The sequence below is a fragment of the Acinetobacter sp. ANC_7634 genome, from assembly GCF_056779875.1.
The window spans coordinates 1-18860 of sequence record NZ_JBWYIT010000015.1 but is presented as its reverse complement, the minus strand read 5'-3'; the positions used below and the strand labels follow the sequence as shown (position 1 = coordinate 18860).

General features: G+C 40.7%; 20 protein-coding genes. 9 read left to right on the top strand and 11 right to left on the bottom strand.

Going from position 1 to position 18860, the window contains the following annotated elements; all coding sequences use genetic code 11:
* Positions 1 to 4: 4 nt before the first annotated feature.
* Both AC1M9A_RS13300 and AC1M9A_RS13295 read left to right on the top strand, forming a co-directional pair.
* Complete coding sequence (locus AC1M9A_RS13300; RefSeq protein WP_481610409.1) at positions 5 to 376, top strand: hypothetical protein; 372 nt, start codon at positions 5 to 7, stop codon at positions 374 to 376.
* A gap of 9 nt (positions 377 to 385) precedes the next feature.
* Positions 386 to 1063, top strand: coding sequence for an LrgB family protein (locus AC1M9A_RS13295; protein WP_481610392.1), 678 nt, complete (start codon positions 386 to 388; stop codon positions 1061 to 1063).
* A 75-nt stretch (positions 1064 to 1138) separates the two neighbouring features.
* Here AC1M9A_RS13295 and AC1M9A_RS13290 read toward each other — a convergent pair whose 3' ends face one another.
* The 4 genes from AC1M9A_RS13290 to AC1M9A_RS13275 all read right to left on the bottom strand — a co-directional run bounded on the left by AC1M9A_RS13290 (position 1139) and on the right by AC1M9A_RS13275 (position 4343).
* Positions 1139 to 1990 (bottom strand): symmetrical bis(5'-nucleosyl)-tetraphosphatase, encoded by an 852-nt coding sequence (locus AC1M9A_RS13290; protein WP_481610391.1) that lies wholly within the window; start codon positions 1988 to 1990, stop codon positions 1139 to 1141.
* A complete protein-coding gene (rsmA, locus tag AC1M9A_RS13285; protein WP_035270009.1) occupies positions 1991 to 2803 on the bottom strand; it encodes a 16S rRNA (adenine(1518)-N(6)/adenine(1519)-N(6))-dimethyltransferase RsmA in 813 nt (270 codons plus the stop codon). It abuts the gene before it with no gap.
* Positions 2804 to 2833: 30 nt separating this feature from the next.
* A complete protein-coding gene (gene pdxA / locus AC1M9A_RS13280) occupies positions 2834 to 3802 on the bottom strand; it encodes a 4-hydroxythreonine-4-phosphate dehydrogenase PdxA (RefSeq protein WP_481610408.1) in 969 nt (322 codons plus the stop codon).
* Positions 3803 to 3920: 118 nt separating this feature from the next.
* Entirely contained in the window at positions 3921 to 4343 is a 423-nt protein-coding gene (locus tag AC1M9A_RS13275; RefSeq protein ID WP_481610390.1) for a hypothetical protein, read from the bottom strand.
* A gap of 211 nt (positions 4344 to 4554) precedes the next feature.
* Here AC1M9A_RS13275 and rplM point away from each other — a divergent pair, with 211 nt between their 5' ends.
* The 6 genes from rplM (at position 4555) to AC1M9A_RS13245 (ending at position 8032) form a co-directional block, all read left to right on the top strand.
* Positions 4555 to 4983 (top strand): 50S ribosomal protein L13, encoded by a 429-nt coding sequence (gene rplM / locus AC1M9A_RS13270; protein WP_035270016.1) that lies wholly within the window; start codon positions 4555 to 4557, stop codon positions 4981 to 4983.
* 12 nt (positions 4984 to 4995) lie between these two features.
* A complete protein-coding gene (gene rpsI, locus AC1M9A_RS13265) occupies positions 4996 to 5382 on the top strand; it encodes a 30S ribosomal protein S9 (RefSeq protein WP_035270019.1) in 387 nt (128 codons plus the stop codon).
* A 276-nt stretch (positions 5383 to 5658) separates the two neighbouring features.
* On the top strand, positions 5659 to 6030 hold the full coding sequence (locus AC1M9A_RS13260; RefSeq protein ID WP_481592322.1) for a hypothetical protein: 372 nt from the start codon (positions 5659 to 5661) through the stop codon (positions 6028 to 6030).
* 222 nt (positions 6031 to 6252) lie between these two features.
* Positions 6253 to 6906, top strand: a complete 654-nt coding sequence (locus AC1M9A_RS13255) for a glutathione S-transferase N-terminal domain-containing protein (protein ID WP_481610389.1) — start codon at positions 6253 to 6255, stop codon at positions 6904 to 6906.
* A gap of 21 nt (positions 6907 to 6927) precedes the next feature.
* A complete protein-coding gene (locus AC1M9A_RS13250; protein WP_481610388.1) occupies positions 6928 to 7362 on the top strand; it encodes a ClpXP protease specificity-enhancing factor in 435 nt (144 codons plus the stop codon).
* 19 nt (positions 7363 to 7381) lie between these two features.
* Positions 7382 to 8032, top strand: a complete 651-nt coding sequence (locus AC1M9A_RS13245; protein WP_481610387.1) for a hypothetical protein — start codon at positions 7382 to 7384, stop codon at positions 8030 to 8032.
* Positions 8033 to 8077: 45 nt separating this feature from the next.
* Here AC1M9A_RS13245 and AC1M9A_RS13240 read toward each other — a convergent pair whose 3' ends face one another.
* The 6 genes from AC1M9A_RS13240 to AC1M9A_RS13215 form a co-directional block, all read right to left on the bottom strand.
* The gene (locus tag AC1M9A_RS13240; protein WP_481610386.1) at positions 8078 to 10027 is read right to left on the bottom strand and encodes an acetyl/propionyl/methylcrotonyl-CoA carboxylase subunit alpha; all 1950 of its coding nucleotides are present in this window, start codon (positions 10025 to 10027) and stop codon (positions 8078 to 8080) included.
* An 83-nt stretch (positions 10028 to 10110) separates the two neighbouring features.
* A complete protein-coding gene (locus tag AC1M9A_RS13235; protein ID WP_481610385.1) occupies positions 10111 to 10941 on the bottom strand; it encodes an enoyl-CoA hydratase/isomerase family protein in 831 nt (276 codons plus the stop codon).
* Between the two features lie 14 nt (positions 10942 to 10955).
* Entirely contained in the window at positions 10956 to 12113 is a 1158-nt protein-coding gene (locus tag AC1M9A_RS13230) for an acyl-CoA dehydrogenase family protein (protein WP_481588009.1), read from the bottom strand.
* 145 nt (positions 12114 to 12258) lie between these two features.
* The gene (locus AC1M9A_RS13225) at positions 12259 to 13872 is read right to left on the bottom strand and encodes an acyl-CoA carboxylase subunit beta (RefSeq protein ID WP_481610384.1); all 1614 of its coding nucleotides are present in this window, start codon (positions 13870 to 13872) and stop codon (positions 12259 to 12261) included.
* A 31-nt stretch (positions 13873 to 13903) separates the two neighbouring features.
* A complete protein-coding gene (locus AC1M9A_RS13220) occupies positions 13904 to 14785 on the bottom strand; it encodes an SDR family oxidoreductase (protein WP_481610383.1) in 882 nt (293 codons plus the stop codon).
* A gap of 72 nt (positions 14786 to 14857) precedes the next feature.
* A complete protein-coding gene (locus AC1M9A_RS13215) occupies positions 14858 to 16663 on the bottom strand; it encodes an acyclic terpene utilization AtuA family protein (protein ID WP_481610382.1) in 1806 nt (601 codons plus the stop codon).
* A 154-nt stretch (positions 16664 to 16817) separates the two neighbouring features.
* On the opposite strand from AC1M9A_RS13215, the gene AC1M9A_RS13210 reads away from it, so the two are divergent.
* Positions 16818 to 17420, top strand: coding sequence for a TetR/AcrR family transcriptional regulator (locus AC1M9A_RS13210; protein ID WP_035269534.1), 603 nt, complete (start codon positions 16818 to 16820; stop codon positions 17418 to 17420).
* A gap of 52 nt (positions 17421 to 17472) precedes the next feature.
* On the opposite strand, the gene AC1M9A_RS13205 is transcribed toward AC1M9A_RS13210, so the two are convergent.
* Positions 17473 to 18636: an acyl-CoA dehydrogenase family protein gene (locus AC1M9A_RS13205; RefSeq protein ID WP_481610381.1), complete on the bottom strand. Its 1164-nt coding sequence runs from the start codon at positions 18634 to 18636 to the stop codon at positions 17473 to 17475.
* Between the last annotated feature and the right edge of the window lie 224 nt (positions 18637 to 18860).

The window sequence follows — 18860 nt, the reverse complement described above, 5'->3', positions numbered from 1 at the left end:
CATGATGCAGTGGATGAAAACAATAGATTGGCCAGCATGGATTGGCACCATAGTGCTTATTATTGGCTTCCGAGAAGGTTCAGTTTGGCTTATGACTCAATTGAATCATCCCGAACTGGGCAATCTTGTCGGTTTGCTTTCCTTACTGATTGTACTGTTTGCTTGGCGTAGATTTGGCACTCTTCCAACCAGAGTTGTCGATGTAAATAATAAAATCATGAAAGAAAGTGCTTTTGCATTTTTACCGATTAGTGCTGGGGCATTGGTTATGTTGGTTCATATGGGTAAAGAAATTCCTCTTTTTTTACTCGTACTCACGTTAAGTACACTTATTCCACTTTGGGTTTACGCCAAAATGGCAAAACGCTGGTTATAGGAGAGAAATATGCTCGCAATTTTAATCGGCTTTGCTATTACGTTATTCGCCTATTTAATTTCAAAACCCTGTAACCGTGTCGTACCACAGATTCCTGTCATTGTGTTCGGGATGTTCTTTGTGATCGTCATCTTACTGATTATTGGTATTCCTTATGATCACTATATGAAAGATGTCAATCCGATTTTTGATCATTTATTAGGATACGTCACAGTGGCTCTCGCGATCCCACTTGCAGCGATGCGTTATGACGATTTACCACTAAAAGGCATTTTAGGAATATTAGTGTTTGCTAGTGTCAGTGCTGTCGCATTGCCTATGGGCTTAGCGTATCTACTGCATATGGCAGATTCGACCATTATGGCTTTCGCTACACGTGCAGTGACAACACCAATCGCAATTAATATTGCGACCTTACTCCATGCACCAATTAGCTTAGCCATTTTAATCGTTATTTTATCTGGCGTGATTGGCGCAGCTTTTTCACCACTCATACTACGTCATATTAATGATGAGCGTGCCTCAGGCTTAGCACTCGGTTTAGCAGCCCATGCGATTGGGACAGCTCAAGCTTGGCAACGAGGCAGTGTAGCTGGTCGTTATGCTGCATTTGGTATGGCGGTAAATGCAACGTTTACAGCCGTTTGGCTCCCTACTTTTATTCACTTTTTAAAAGCGACCGCTTGATATACCCACAACTGAAAATAAAAAAGCCACTGATGAGTGGCTTTTTTATTAGACGAAAAAGACCAAAAGTAGATTCTATGCAAACATAGGATTATCAACAGCAAACATTTGCTGATCTTCAAGACGATACGCCATTAATTGATTGCCCCAGACACAACCACCGTCAACATTCTGAATATGCGCAGATATTGTTTTGCCCTGTAAGGCAGCCCAATGTCCAAAAATGACTTGATGAGTTTGAGCAGCTTTTGACTCATATTCAAACCATGGCTGATAGCCAGCTGGCATCGGCTCATCTAAAGCGTCTTTAAAACTAAATTCGAGTCGTCCCTCAGGATCAGTCAAACGCATACGGGTTAGATAATTAACAATACATCGTAAGCGCTCATGTCCTGTTAAATCATCTGACCATAATGTAGGTTCTTTACCATACATTTCTTTCAAAAATGCATCCAGAACATCAAAATCATCATGCGCAATAACCGCTTCAACCTCTTGAGCAAACTGTTTCACTTGCTCTACTGTCCAAATATGTGGAATACCCGCATGTGTAATGACAATATTTTCATTTGGACATAAACATAAGGGTTGTTTGCGTAACCAGTCGATTAAATCATCACTGTCAATCGCATCAATCACATCACGAGTATTGTCTTTCTCTTTAATCTCTTTAATGCCCCTTGCGCCCGCTAACAAGGTCAAATCATGATTACCCAAGACTGTCGCAGCAACGCCTCGATCGACCAGTTTCTTGATAAAACGTAAAGCGCCAATCGAGTTTTCACCACGTGCGACTAAATCACCCGCAAACCATAAAAAATCCTGATCAGGATCAAATTTGATTTCCTTGAGTAACATTTTCAAAGCTTCAAAACAGCCCTGAACATCACCAATCACGTAATTATATCGAATGTTTTCACCAGCCATTTATGCATCTACCATTTGATCTGCAAGTGCAACAAATTGAGCAAGTGTTAATGTTTCTGGACGCGCCATTGGATCAACACCAGCTTTTTCAAATCCTTCCTCTTGCAACATACCTTTTAAACTGTTGCGAAGTGTCTTACGGCGTTGTGTAAATACATGGGAGACTAAACGTGCCAAGGCTTTTTCATTCTTCGCCACTATTGGTTTTACATCATACGGCTCTAAGCGAAATACCGCAGAAGTTACTTTGGGTGGTGGGTTGAACGAACCAGGTGGCACTTCAAACAAGAATGTTGGTTTACAGTAATACTGAATCATGACTGATAAACGACCATATTCTTTGGTATTTGGTGATGCCGTAATACGATCGACCACTTCTTTTTGCAACATGAAGTGCATGTCTTTGACCTTGTCACCAAACTCTAAGAGATGAAATAACAAAGGCGTAGAAATGTTATAAGGTAAGTTACCGACAACACGCAACGGACGACCATCAAACAATTCAGTGAAGTCGTAGCGTAAAGCATCAGTTTCCACAATAGTTAAACGTTCAGGATGCGGTACACGACCCGGTAATCCAGCTGCTAAATCACGGTCTAATTCAATGACAGTCAAAGCATCACATTCACCAATTAAAGGCGATGTTAAAGCAGCAAGACCTGGACCAATTTCAACAATATTGTCACCAGTACGCGGGTTCACCGAACGCACAATTTTGGCAATGACACGTTGGTCATGTAAGAAGTTTTGACCAAAACGCTTACGCGTGTGATGCCCTTCATCTTTCGGGTTTAAGGCATTAATCTGATACATAAAGATTTCCAACGTGTAATTAAGACAAGATCACTGACGCGCTAAATCGAGCGCTAAGTCCACAGCCACATGTAAGCTCGAGCTTTTCGCAAGTCCAGTACCTGCGAGGGAGAGTGCTGTGCCATGATCGACAGAGGTGCGAATAAACGGCAAGCCCAAAGTAATATTAATGGCTTCACCAAATCCTTGTGATTTTAACACAGGTAATCCCTGATCGTGATACATGGCTAAAACTGCATCGGCATCTTTTAAATTTTCTGGTGTAAATAAGGTATCTGCAGGCAGACATAAACTCATGTCTATCCCTTGCGCACGATAGCGTTCAAGTACAGGATTAATCACTTCGATCTCCTCCACTCCTAAATAACCATCTTCACCTGCATGAGGATTTAAACCGCACACCAAAATTTTGGGAGATTCGATTTTAAATTTTGATTTTAAATCATGAATCAGGATGTCGATGACCTGATGCAAGCGCTCAGCTGTAATCGCATCCGCAACCGCACGAAGGGGTAAGTGCGTGGTTGCAAGTGCAACACGTAAGGTTTTGGTTGCCAGCATCATGACCACGCGTAACACACCAGCAAACTCTTGGTAAAACTCAGTGTGACCACTGAAATGAATACCTGCCTCATTAATCACTGACTTTTGTACAGGTGCTGTCGCCACGCCAACGCTTTTACCTGACATCGCATAATCTGCAGAACGGCGGAGTTGCTCTAAGACATAACTCGCATTTTGAGCATTTAACTCACCCAGTACTACTCTTTCATTTAAAGGAATATGTTCCACATAAAGCTGACCCACTTTTGACGATGTTTGTTGCCCTTGATACTCAATCATTTCAACTTCAAGATGAAGTATTTCTGCACGTTGCTTGAGCATTTGTATATCAGCAAGCACGACGAGTGGACGCTCATCCAGGCGTTCCGCAAGGCTTAAACAGATATCAGGACCAATTCCAGCAGGCTCACCGCTGGTGACATACAAAGGAAGCATAACGATCATCATTCAAGGATTTTTATTATTTTAATACAGATCGAATGTACGATGTTCAACAATACCAAAATGGTAAAATCTTAGCCCTCTGATTTTTTTAATCGTTCTTTTGAGTCTTTTAGCGCCAATCCATACGAAATCTTGCATCTAATAGACCAAAAGCATGAGCGACTTCGGATACACATACAATCACGATGACGAAGAACAAACCCAAAAAAAGAATCCGTCTAATCGTTGAACGCGCTGAATAAAATGCTGAATCTTTAATGCACAAGAAACCAAAGCCACCGATTAAATAGATGATCCAAGGGAAAATCATAAAATGTGCATACATTGAATATATAAGAATGACACTTAAAACATCGATTCCATAAATAGTGCCAAACACCATGCCTAACGCTAAATATATTCCGAGAAAAATGAATAAAAATCCGGTCAAAAATTTCGTCACCTTGCTCACTTTGATTTGATCATGGCGTGAAGATAAATCTGAATGATGAACAGGAGGAGAGAAACGATCATTATTATTTTGTGAACTCATCAAAACTCCGAACTATTATTATGATTATTTCCTCATTCTAAAAGAAATTGATTAAATAAACCGCTATACTTTTCAATCTAAATTAAATAGAATATGCCCCTCGAAATCTTAATATTTTGATTGTGGTTCTAGTGTTTTTCCGCTAGAATTCGCTCTCCTTTTTGTTTGGACAGATTCCACCGTCCAAACCAACTATAATAGGTAGTGGTTAATGAAAACTCTCAGCGCTAAGCCAGCTGAAGTTCAACACGACTGGTACGTTGTTGATGCTTCTGGCAAAACTTTAGGTCGTCTTGCGACTGAAATCGCACGTCGTTTACGCGGTAAGCACAAAACTTCTTATACTCCTCACGTTGACACTGGTGATTACATCGTAATTATCAATGCTGAGCAAGTTCAAGTAACTGGTAATAAGTCACTTGATAAGAAATACTATCGCCACACTGGTTTCCCTGGTGGTATCCGTGAAACTAACTTTGAAAAATTAGTTGCTCACAAGCCAGAAGAAATCTTCCAACGCGCTGTAAAAGGCATGTTGCCAAAAGGTCCTCTTGGTTATGCTATGATCAAGAAAATGAAAGTGTATGCTGGTGCTGAGCATCCTCACACAGCTCAACAGCCACAAGTTTTGGACATCTAAGGGATACAGCACATGGCTACTAACTATGGTACAGGTCGCCGTAAGACCGCAACTGCACGTGTTTTCCTATCTGCTGGTACTGGTAAACTCGTTATTAACAACCGTTCTTTAGAACAATACTTCGGTCGTGAAACTGCTCGTATGGTTGTACGTCAACCACTAGAGCTTTTAGATGCTACTGAGAAATATGACCTTTACATCACTGTTGCTGGTGGTGGTATCGGTGGTCAAGCTGGCGCAATCCGTCACGGTATTACTCGTGCATTGATCGCTGCTGACGAAACTTTAAAACCTGCTCTTCGTCAAGCTGGTTTCGTTACTCGTGATGCTCGTGAAGTTGAACGTAAGAAACTTGGTTTACGTAAAGCTCGTAAACGTCCACAATTCTCTAAACGTTAATTCGTTTTCCGAATTCGGACAAAAAAACCTTGGCTTATGCCAAGGTTTTTTTTCATCTTTATATTTTCCCTTACTCATGAAAATCAGTCGTACACGATACTTTAAAATGAATATTAAACTCTGATATCAATAAAAAGACACTAGTTTTTATTGCTCTATTTTGACTGACTTAAACAAATATATGCTTAATCATCTATCCCAATTTGAGGATTGTTAACTTTTTACAACTTTATTAAAAAATACTTACATGCAGTTTTTTAAATTAAGAGGATAAAAATGTTAAATAGGGAAATATGTTTATCATTCGCCGTAGCCGCTACAATATTAGGTACATCCAATATTGCACAAGCAAATAACTCACAATCGATAGATGCTTTAGCCGTGTGCTGGCAATCCAATACGGGTAAGCATGTTTGTGATGGACCCATACAAAGATTAATGTCTTCATATGAAAACATAAATAAAGCATTAGAGTTAGTTGGATGCTCAGATGGATACCCTGTACAAAATAACAGTCTGGTACATCGATCTTTAGGTCAAAAATTCTCAGTGGTTTACAAGTGTGGCTATAAACTTAGACCAGGCGACACAAGTGCATTAACTAACAATCGCGACGTCCGTCAATGGTGGAGTGGAATCATACATTAGTGCACAAGGCCGATTTAAAGATCGGCTTTTTACATCGCTTTGGATAAAAAAGTTAAAGATTGAATTTCAACAATATAAGGATAGAATTTAATAAAAAACGTTCCAGACATAAATACGAATCAATATAAAATCCAAGTGTTTTAATATGCACCGCTCATTAAACGATGATTTTAGCGTGCATTTTTAGTATCCTTATCTATTCATTAATACTTTGATTGGAATATGTCAGTCGAAACCACCCCATTACAAGGCATCACCATTTATAGTCATGCAGATGACTTTCGATCGCATTGGATTCGCTTCTTACTGGCAGAAAAACAAATTAAACATAATTTATTTATTGTCGACGAAGACAACGAGGATCTTGCGAGTTTAAATCCATACAATCGACTCCCGATGATGATTGAAAATGAGTTAAAACTTTTCAATACATCCATCATTTCTGAATATTTAGATGATCGCTATCGTCAGAATAAGTTATATGCAGATGCTCCTGCTCCACGTGCAGAACAACGCCAATATATATGGCGTTTTGAAAATGACTGGTTAAAACTTGCAGATGATATGATGCGCCACCCAGACACACTTGATGTTGACGCACAAAAGGCAGCTCAAAAAAAGTTAAAAGATACGCTTATCTCGCTGACACCTTTGTTTCAGCACTATCCTTATTTCATGTCTGAACAATTTACAATTTTAGATTGCATGTTGGCACCGATTTTTATACGGTTAAGAACGATGGGGATTGAGCTTCCAAAGCAACAATGCCGCCCGTTTTATTTATATTGCCAGCGTGTTTTCAGTCGTCCAGCCTTCCTTAAGTCCATGACGGTTCAGGAAAAAAATCGTTATAGTCCTGAATTAAAATCCGCTTAAAAAAGCAAAAGAGTGAGTCACATGTCTGATCAAGAAATCAAATTAAGTCCAACTCGCCCGTATTTAGCACGTGCGATTTATGAATGGATTTGCGATAACAATCTCACCCCATATCTACTGGTAGATGCCACACAGCCTTATACCGATGTACCTACACAGTTCGTTCAAGACGGCCAGATTGTTTTAAATATCGTGCCACATGCTGTACATCAACTACACATGAGCAATGAAGCGATTACCTTTTCTGCACGTTTTGGTGGTGTTTCCAGAGATATTTATGTGCCAATCAATGCTGTACTCGGGTTATATGCAAAAGAAAATGGTCAAGGATTATTCTTTGATCCTGATGAATATGCCAATGCACAAACGGATGAAAATCCGATAGAATCTAAACAGCAACAAAATCAAGAAAATGAAGCACCAAAGAAAAAACCAAGTTTAAGAATTTTGGATTAAAAACTTACAGGAGAGTTGAATGGCTTTTGATTTAGTACAATATTTTGTTGAGCAGACCAAAATTCAAAAGCCTCAGTTGTTGAAACAGTATCCAGCTGAACAACGGCATGAATATTTCAATGAATTAAATATCTTAGCTTTAGGTAAACTCATCAGCCTATGGCGTAAAGACGAAAAAAAAATATACCAAGAAATTCATGCCGCTGACCAACTTTATATTCAAGAAGTCGCACGGCATTTGACGACATCTCAACATAATCAGTCTACGCTGTCTCATCAAGAACTTGAAACCGCGACATCAGAGATTTTGACCTTACAGCTTAATGAACTTAAACAACTTGATGTAACAGGTCATTATCAACTACAAGGCATGAATGAATTACTTCAGGGTCAAGTTGAACATCTCTCTGGTAAAGCAAAAGATTGGGTTTGGCTAACAAATAACCTAAATGAGTTGATTGGTTCTCAACCTGTCATTCAAGAAGAGATATCATTAGACCAAACGATGAAGGAGTTTCATGACATGGTCAATCAAGTTCAACATGATCACCACGATGTTGCTGAGCCAGAAGTAGTAGCTACACCAACTTGGGCAAAAGTTTTAGAACCTGTAGTTGCGATTGCAATTCTTTGGGTGCTTTACTGTGCAGTACAAACAGTATTTGCATAAATCTGGTCATAAAAAAAGCCATCGTTAGATGGCTTTTTTTATTGCTTATTCAGCATCAACCTCAATATTCATCAAGATTTGACGTTTTTTCACTTGCTGACCAACTTGTCCTACGATTTCACCCACAACACCGTCGACATCTGACTTAATTTGCTGTTGGATTTTCATCGCTTCAAGAATCAATAATGTTTGCCCTTTAGTTACACGCTCTCCAGGTTGAGCAATGACATTTATAATTGCACCATCCATTGGGGCACGAATTTTACCATCCCCTGCCACATCGGCAGTCTCAGGTGGTAAATAGGTAATATTTTCCACCATGACGTTGCCATTCGCGCGATCTAAATAAACAAAATTACCATCAAGAACATAGTCGATTCGACGTCGAATTCCATTAATGCTATAAATCAATTGCTGTGTATTTTGCGCTACAACCTCAATCGACTGGCTTTCACCACAGGTTTCAACACTCACTGAACGACCATCACGATGCACAATGAGATCTAACTTTTGATCATCATATCGAAGTTTCAGTGGTAATGCTGAAGAAACTCCTGTGTTCCAATCTGTTTGCGCAGATGCATTTGTCAACAACGCTGCAACCAATGCTAAGCTTTCTAAATTTAGACTCTGTTTATTCAAACTCACATCACTTTGGAAATGCTGTTGAATAAAACCAGTGTTCACATCACCTTCCACCACAAGTGGATGACGTAATAAGTTAACTAAAAACTCCTTATTACTGTTTACACCTAACAGTACAGAATCATTTACGGCACGAGCAAGTAAACGGATCGCATCAGTACGTGTTTTACCATGTACGATGATTTTAGCCACCATTGGATCGTAGAATGGGCTAACTTCATCAGTTGGCATCATGCCGTGGTCGATACGTACACCTTCTAAATCTGCAGGTTGCCAACGCAATACTTTACCTGTTTGTGGTAAGAAGTCTTGGCGTGGGTCTTCTGCATATAAACGCACTTCAATGGCATGGCCATTCATGGTCAATTCTTCTTGTTTGAGCGGTAAAGTCTCACCATTTGCCACACGAAGTTGCCATTCCACAAGATCAAGACCTGTAATCATCTCAGTAACAGGATGCTCTACTTGTAGACGTGTGTTCATTTCTAAGAAATAGAACTCACCTGATTGGTCCAATAAGAATTCAACCGTACCTGCACCCACGTAGTTACATGCTTTAGCGGCTGCAACTGCGGCATTCCCCATCGCTTGACGCGTTTCTTCAGTCAATACTGGGCATGGTGCTTCTTCAACTACTTTTTGGTGACGACGTTGAATCGAGCAATCACGTTCAAATAAATACACGTAGTTACCATGTGTATCACCAAAGACTTGGATTTCTACATGGCGAGGTGCAATGACTGCTTTCTCGATAATCAGCTCACCCGAACCGAACGCATTTTCTGCTTCAGAACGTGCTGTTTTTAACGCTTCAAGCAAATCAGCTTCTTGATGTACAAGACGCATACCACGTCCACCACCACCTGCTGATGCTTTCACCATCAATGGGAAACCTACTTTTTTTGCTTGATCTGCTAAAAAGTCGATGTCTTGTTGGGCGCCCTCATAACCCGGTACACAGGGTACGCCTGCTTCAATCATGGCGATTTTAGACAAACGCTTGCTACCCATGAGCTCAATCGCACCTGCTGGTGGACCAATAAAGGTAATGCCATTTTCTGCACATGCTGCGGCAAAATCTGTATTTTCAGATAAGAAACCATACCCCGGATGCACAGCATCTGCGCCCGTTTTCTTACACGTTTCGATAATATTTGGAATCGATAAATAAGATTCTGATACTTTTGAAGGGCCAATATAAACCGCCTCATCTGCGACTTGTACATGACGCGCATTTTTGTCGGCATCAGAATACACAGCAACGGTTTCGTAACCTAAGGCTTTTGCTGTACGCATTACACGAGCAGCAATTTCACCACGGTTTGCAACTAATACTTTTGTAAACGCCATAGTTCCACCAATTTTTTAGGCTCCTCTGATCTTGAGGAGCGTATCCTTTTTAATTCACATTCATACAGGCGTTGGAATGTGGTTTATTCTGCCCAGCTTGGTTGGCGTTTTTGAATAAACGCCATTGTGCCTTCCATGCCTTCTGCGCTTGCCACGGCATCTGCAAATTGACGTGCTGCATCATCAAGTAACGGCCCCAATTCTTCTTTGGTGGTACGATGTAATAATGCTTTGGTTGCACGCGATGCCAATGGCGCACAGCGTTTAATTTGGGTAATGGTTTCTTCAAGTGCTGATGCAAGTTCAACTTCATCTGCAACCACTTGATGCACAATCCCCACCTCTAAAGCGGTTTGACCCTTAAAGCGCATACCTAATAAGGCTAAACGACGTGCTTGAGTTAAGCCAACACGTGTCACCACAAACGGTGCGATTTGTGCAGGTAAAATCCCTAAGCCAGTTTCAGGTAAGCCAAATTGTGCTTCTGCATGCGCAATTGCAACATCAGAGACACATGCCAAACCGAAACCACCACCGAGTACAGCACCTTCAAGTACAGCAACTACGGTTTGTGGTGCTTGATCTACTTGCTCAATCATTGCACCAAAGGTACGGTTAAAATCGGTATAAGGTGTGTTATTGCCGACTTCCATGGCTTTAGCACGGATACCCGCCATATCTTTGATGTTTCCACCTGCACAGAAATGACCACCTTTACCACGCAAAATTACAGCACGTACAGATACATCATCTTTAATTGCTGTAAATACAGCCTGAATGGATTCCACCATTTTTAGGCTCATGGCATTACGGCTTTCAGGATGATTTAACCATAAAGTTAAGATGCCACCGTCTTGCTCTAGGATGATGCTGCCATCAACTTCTAAATTGGCAATTGAACTTGATAATGTCATATCAGATCTCCTGCTTATTTTTTCTTACCAGGAAGGATGTCCATCATCTTACAGATAATGCCAAGCATGATTTCGTCCGCACCACCGCCAATAGATACTAAACGACCATCACGGTAGAATTGTGCAGCTGGGTTATCTGCCATAAAGCCATTACCACCCCAGAACTGTAAGCAGCTATCTGCAACTTCACGCGTTAAACGACCCGCTTTCAGTTTTGCCATAGACGCCATTTGAGTCACGTTTTCACCTTCGATATGAAGTTCACAAGCACGATAGGTTAATGCTTTCAGTGCTTCAATCTCTGTCATTAACTCAGCAAAACGGAAATGGATATATTGGTTATCAATTAACGGCTGACCAAACGTCGTACGTTCTTTAGTGTACTGAATTGTTTTTTCGATACATTGCAACATACCGCCCATTGCGTTTGCAGCCCCCCACATACGCTCTTCTTGGAACTGAAGCATTTGCATCATAAAGCCCATGCCTTCTTGACCCACTAAGTTACGTTGTGGCACACGTACGTTGTCAAAGAACACTTGTGCAGTGGTACTAGAACGCATACCTAATTTATCTAATGGCTCAGAGAAAGTAATCCCCGGTGTATTGGCAGGAACCACAATCATTGACTTATTAAAGTGTGGTTTACCGTCAGAAGTATTCGCTAACAAACAGAAGAAGTCTGCTTGAAGCGAGTTCGTAATCCACATTTTATGACCATTAATAATATAGTCATCACCATCTTTTACTGCTGTCGTTTTAAGTGCTGCAACGTCAGATCCTGCTTGAACTTCAGATACCGCAATCGCTGCAACTTTTTCACCTGCAACCGCTGGTGTTAAAAACTCATCACGTAATTCTTTAGAACCAAAACGAGCAATCGCAGGTGTTGCCATATCAGTTTGTACACCCATCGCAAGTGCAACACCACCAACATTGATACGACCTAGCTCTTCTGCAACCACCAAGTTATAAGAATAATCGAGTGCTAAACCACCGTTTTCTTCAGGTTTACAAATACCTAATAAACCCAAATCACCCATTTTTTTGAATACTTCATGGATTGGGAATCGACCCGCTTTTTCCCATTCTGCTGTATATGGGTTGATTTCATTTTCTACAAATTGACGTGTTGTACGGCGTAGCGCTTCATGTTCTTCAGTAAATTTCATTTTTGTCTTCCTTAAAATTTCAATATTTGTTTTTAATCTTTAATCCCTCCTAACCTTCCTTTGAAAAAGGGAGGAGCTTTCTCACTTCATTTAAGAAAGCTATTTCCTCTCCTCTTAGGAGAGGGTTAGGGTGAGGTAATAAAAGTTAGAATCTTGGTACACCAAAACGTGTTGGATTCAATTCACGTGCTTGTGATTCATTAATGGTTTGCAATAAGAAAATCAGCAATTTACGTGTATCACGTGGATCTATAATGCCATCATCATGCAACATCGCTGTGTTGAATAATGCAGTCGATTGCGACTCTAATTTCATTGCTGTCGATTGCTCTAAGAAGTCCAACATTTGCTCATTTGGCTCCATGCCAGATTCACGTTGTTTCGCTTCCGCAACAATACGAAGTACCTTACCTGCTTGCGCACCACCCATCACCGCAACACGAGAGTTCGGCCATGAGAAAATAAATTGTGGGCCAAGTGGACGACCACACATCGCATAGTTACCTGCACCGTATGAACCATGTGCAATGATCGAAATCTTCGGCACTGTACAATTCGCAACAGCTTGGATCAGTTTAGAACCATGTTTAATGATGCCGTTTTGTTCTGCATCTGTACCCACCATAAAACCTGTGGTGTTATGCAGGAATAAAATTGGGCGTTTGGTTTGTTCACATAATTGAATAAACTGCGCTGCTTTTGCTGCACCTTGTGGCGTAATTGGGCCATTATTAGTAATGATGCCTAAGTGCATACCACCGACTTTTGACCAACCACACACTGTATGTGAGTCATATTCGTTTTTGAACTCGAAGAAATCAGAATCATCAACAATACGGGCAATGATTTCTTTCATATCCAAAGGTTGTTTTGGATCTGAAGGAATGATGCCAAGCAATTCTTCTGCCGAGTAACGTGGCTCTTTATATTCTGGTATTTCAAGCTTAACTTGCTCTTTCCAGTTTAAATGCTTAAAGATTTCACGTGCGATACGGATACCATCGGCATCATTTTCTGCCAAGTATTCTGCTGTACCTGCCAATTGAGCATGCATTTCTGCACCACCTAATTCTTCAGCAGTCGCTACTTCACCTGTTGCAGCCAATAATAATGGCGGACCTGCAAGCAACATTTCAGTTTGCTTACGTACAGTAATCACATAATCAGAAAGACCCGGTTGGTATGCACCACCTGCTGTTGCGTTACCATGGACTACAGAAACTTGTGGAATCCCTTTTGCAGATAAACGTGCTTGGTTGGCAAATGTTGTACCACCGGCAGTAAATACTTCTGCTGCGTAGTTTAAGTTTGCACCACCACTTTCTGCCAAAGTAATGATTGGTAATTTTTGCTCTAACGCAATTTGGTGTAAACGAAGGCTTTTGTGTACACCCATTGGGGCAATCGTACCGCCTTTGATCGCACTGTTATTGGCAGCCACCATACAACGTGTACCATTTACAAAACCAATCCCTGCAATGATCCCGCCACCTGCTTCTGAACCATCTTTATCATCATGCATCTTGTAACCCACAAGACCACACAACTCTACAAATGGAGAATCTGCATCGAGCAACATACGTACACGCTCATGCGGTAAAATCTTTCCTTTTTTATCAAACTTAGGCTTAGCTTTATAAGAACGATCTAGCGCACTTTTTTGAATCGCTCGAATCTCTTCGATTTGCTCGAGCAATTTCGCTTTATTCTGTTCAAATACTTCGCTTCCTACTGCAACTTCGGACTGAATCACTGCCATTCCGTTTCCTCCTTGTTCCTTATAATCTCGATTAATTCTTTTCGTCTTTTTTCTTTAGTACATCTGGAATAAATGCACGGTGGAAGCCGTTATAAGACTCACTATTTTCTGCAGATGATAATGGGAATACGCGTGTACCTTGTGAAGCCGCACCATCAATACGTACTGTCATCCCTGAAACAAAGTTAGCAGCGTCAGATAATAGATAAACAATCGCCGAAGATACTTCCGACTCTGTTCCCATACGTTGTAAAGGCACATTGCTAGAAAGGTTAGGGATAATGAATTCTGCGACAGGGCCTGAATAGGTATCCATCCCTGATGAGATAATCCAACCTGGTGCCACACAGTTAACACGCACACCTGACTTACCCCATTCCACCGCAGCCGTTTTGGTCAGGTTATCAACACCTGAACGTGCTGCACCTGAGTGCCCCATACCCGGCATACCGCCCCACATATCTGCTGCCATATTGACGATGGCACCACCATTTTTTGCCATCCACTGGTTATAGGCTTCACGCATAAGATAAAAGGTCGAATGTAAGTTATTACGGATGACAGCATCAAAACCATTGGCAGAAATACTTTCTAATGTTGATGGGAACTGACCGCCTGCGTTATTCACTAAACCATCAATACGACCGAATTTTTCGATCACTTCCGCAATCATTTTTTTAACTTGTTCTTCTTCGCGGTTATCACACACGATGCCATGTGCACGACCACCATCTTCAGTGATTTCAGCAATCACTTTTTCAAGTTTTTCGATCTTACGACCTGTAATCACCACTTGCGCACCAAGTGATGCAAGCTCATGCGCCGTACAACGACCAATGCCCGAGCCACCACCTGTTACAATCACGACTTTGCCAGCGAATGCATCATTTCTAAAAATTGATTGATAACCCATTGCGCATATTTCCATTTTTAATTGATGTAAATTGTTTTAGATTGGGCACCATGGCGATGCCCAAATTTATGCTTACAGTAAATCTGCAGGCACTTTCACTGGCATATCTAATAATTGCTGTGCAAAGGCTTTACCTTGTGGGTCAATACGTAAACTTGCCACGCCACCACCGCCAAGTGCATCAATGAGTAAGAAGTTCATTGCATTTAAGCCCGGTAATTCATAGCGACGTACTTCGCCCCCTTCACCGCCTTCAAATACATGCTTCATATATTCAGCAACATTGGCTTCAGTTAAAGATGCACGAATCCAAGGTAAAAATTCTGGTTTACGTGCAAGTACACCGATGTTGCTGTAGTTACCTTTATCACCACTACGTGCATGTGCAACTTGAACTAAAGGCACTTCAATTTCGTTACCAGTTAAAGTTGCCACTTCCCCTGCTGGGATGGTTGGAATTTCAGCAAGTGGCTCACCATGTGGTACAGCAACTTTATGACGCTCGCCATTGATATCCACCTCGATATTTAATTTCGATTTTTCTACCAAGAACGAGAATAATTTAATTACTGGAGATGGTTTTGGACGCCCCCCCACAATCCCTGTTAATGCAGGTGCCATACCTGTAGAAGCTTGTGCAATTTCAGAAGCAAAGAACATACATGCTTCTTTAAACATATGTTTAACTGCAATTTTCACCACAACTTCACGTGGATTTTGCACACGTCGGTTTGCACCATAAGTTGTTTCCGTACCTAAAATCTCAATAGATTTTTCAGTAAATGGTGGAATTGAACGAAGCGCCATTACACGCTCAACTTTATTTAAAATTGCATTAGAAACGGCATAAGCTTTTTCTTCTGCATCTTGGCCTGCAAGTAAGAAGCTGACTAATACACGGTTACCATCAGGATAGGTCGTGCTTACTTTGTAGTGTTGTGTTGGCGCTGTACCTTTTGCACCTGTCACAAGTACACGATGCACACCCACTTGCTCAAGTTTGACTTGGCTAAAATCAGCCGTTACATCAGGTAATAGATAAGCTTGTGGATGACCAATCTCATATACAATTTGTTCGCCTACCGTACCCGGAGATACTAAACCACCTGTACCATTTGGCTTAGTCACCACAAATGATGAATCTGCTTTCACTTCAACAATTGGGAAGCCCATATTGTCAAAGCCTTCAACCAAACGCCAATCTGTGAAGTTACCGCCAGTACATTGTGCACCACACTCAATCACATGACCTGCAAGTGCCGCCTGTGCCAATTTATCGTAATCCGCTAAATCCCATTTGTATTCATGCAATAAAGGCCCAATCACCACAGCCGAATCCACGACACGACCTGTGATCACAATGTCTGCACCTAAATCCAGAGCGTCACGAATCCCTACAGCACCCAAATAAGCATTACTACTTGCGACATGTGGAGGAAGATCCTCACCATTAAACATTTCTTTTATATTTTGTTTTTGAAGTTCAACGTGCTGATCCATTAAATCATCACCAAGTACCACCGCAACTTTCAAATCTAAACCAGCATTTTTGATCACTTCTTGAAGTGCATCACGGCATGCCAATGGATTTACACCGCCAGCATTACTTACAACTTTGATTTTCTTGTCCGCAATTTTGTTGATGAGCGGTGTCATAACACGACTAACAAAGTCCAATGCATATCCATGAGAAGGATCTTTCATTTTGGCTTTTGCCATGATAGACATGGTGATTTCTGAAAGATAATCAAATACTAAATAGTTAATATCCGACATGTGTACCAATTGAAATGCAGCTGTGTTGGTATCTCCCCAGAAACCTGAAGCACAGCCAATTTTTACAATTTTTTGTTCGTCCTGAATATTTGTCATAACCATCTCATTATTCTGTTTAGAATTTGAGCTTAATCTACCAAGCAAGCGCTTGGTTTGTAAAGTGCAAAATGTTATTATTATTTGCAAATCTGCTTATTGCGCTAAAATTTGCATGGAAGCAACGCGTTTAGAAAACAAAATAGGATAAAATAACAAGATGATCGCGACCTCTATTGACCAAATTCAACCAATAGCCTGCTTTGACGATACACCACGTGGTCGTTTACTTTTGGGGGCAGCTTATTTATTCCATAAACAAGGTTATGCCAAAACCACTGTTCGTGAACTCGCACAGTTTATTGGCATCCAATCTGGAAGTTTATTTCATCATTTCAAAACCAAAGACGATATTTTGGCGCATGTGATGGAACAAACCATCATTTACAATCACGCTTGCCTTGAAAGTGCCATATCCACTTCAGACCATCCAGAGCAACAACTCAAGGCTCTGATTAAAGCTGAACTCGATGCGATCTCTGGGGATACAGGTTCCGCTATGGCTGTATTGGTCTATGAATGGTTTTCACTTTCTGAGGAAAATCAGAAGAAACTATTAAAATTAAGAAATGATTATGAAGGGATATGGCTGAGTGTCATCAAGGTATTACATGACAAAGGCAAAATTAAGCACGATCCTTTTATCTGGCGAAGACTGATTGGTGGTTCAATCGCTTGGACCGTAACTTGGTACAATCCAGAAGGGAAAATGTCACTTGATGAGTTAACCAATATCGTCTGGGATATGGCAATGAATGCTTAACTTTATATCTGATCAATTAAAAAAGGTGGCTTAATCCACCTTTTTATTTCTTTTAGAAGCCCAGCTGTCGGCTTGCCAAATCTTTCATAATTTCCTCAGCTCCACCGCCTATCATATTCACTTTAACTTCGCGATATATACGTTCAGATTTCATGCCACGCATAAAGCCCATGCCACCTAGTGTTTGAACGGCTGCATCAGCACAGAATTGCATAGTTTGCGTTGCTACGTTTTTGAGCATACAAATTTGTGCAATCATTTCATTCCCTTGAAGTTCAGGACGACCCATTTTATATGCCGTATCTTCAAGTAAAGCGCGAGTCGTTTGTAAACGTGTTGCCATATCTACCAATTTATGACGAACAACTTGATGATCTACCAAGCGTTTACCAAAAGTACGTCGCTGTTGAGCCCAATCTAGAGCTTCTTCATAACAAACTTTTGCATAACCATAACTACTCGCAGCCAAGAAAAAACGCTCCATATTGAAGTTATTCATGATAACAAAGAAACCCATATTCTCAGGACCAATCAAATTTCTTGCAGGCACTTTAACTTGATCGAAGTGTAGATGAGCGGTATCAGAAGCCCACCATCCCATTTTATCTAACTTCGTTTTTGTAATACCTGGTGTATGGGCATCAATCAGTAGCATTGAGATACCATTGGGTCCTTTTCCTTCAGGATCAGTTCGAACGGCAACGGTATAGTAATCAGCGCGAATACCAGAAGTAATAAAGGTTTTTTCGCCACTGACTACATAGTAATCACCTTCTTTTACTGCTTTTGTTTTAAGTGCTGCAACATCAGACCCCCCTCCCGGTTCTGTTATTGCTAATGCCGAAATCTTCTCACCTGATAAGATTTGTGGCAAAACCTCTGCTTTCACCTCTTCACTTGCAAAGCTATTGATTGGCGGTGCACCGATCATATGTGAAAGTAATGAAGCGATTAACCCTCCTGATGCAGCCTTTGCCAACTCCACACACCCCAATAAAGTATAGAATGCATCTGTATCAGGGATACCACCGTATTTTTCATCAAAACCTGATGCCATCAATCCAACTTCTGCAGCTTTTTTGTAGAGTTCTCGTGGAAAAGATTCGGCTTCATCCCACTCATTTACATAGGGAATAATTTCTTTTTCTACAAATTTTTTTACTGCATCTGCAAATGCAAAGTGTTCATCTGTGTAATAGATCGGATTGTATTGCATCAACTATGTCCCTGAAATTATTTAAATCCTCATAGGCATACTGACATTTATTGTTGTTTTTTTAATTGCAAGAATCATCAATCTTTTGGCATAAATTAACTGAATGGAGCTTCTTATTTAATTACAAGGTTTTAATTATTTTCAAATTCAATTTATATATATAAAAAAACACCCCCTTGTATTGAAGGGGGTGTTTAGAATAATGAGCTGGCGATGACTTACTC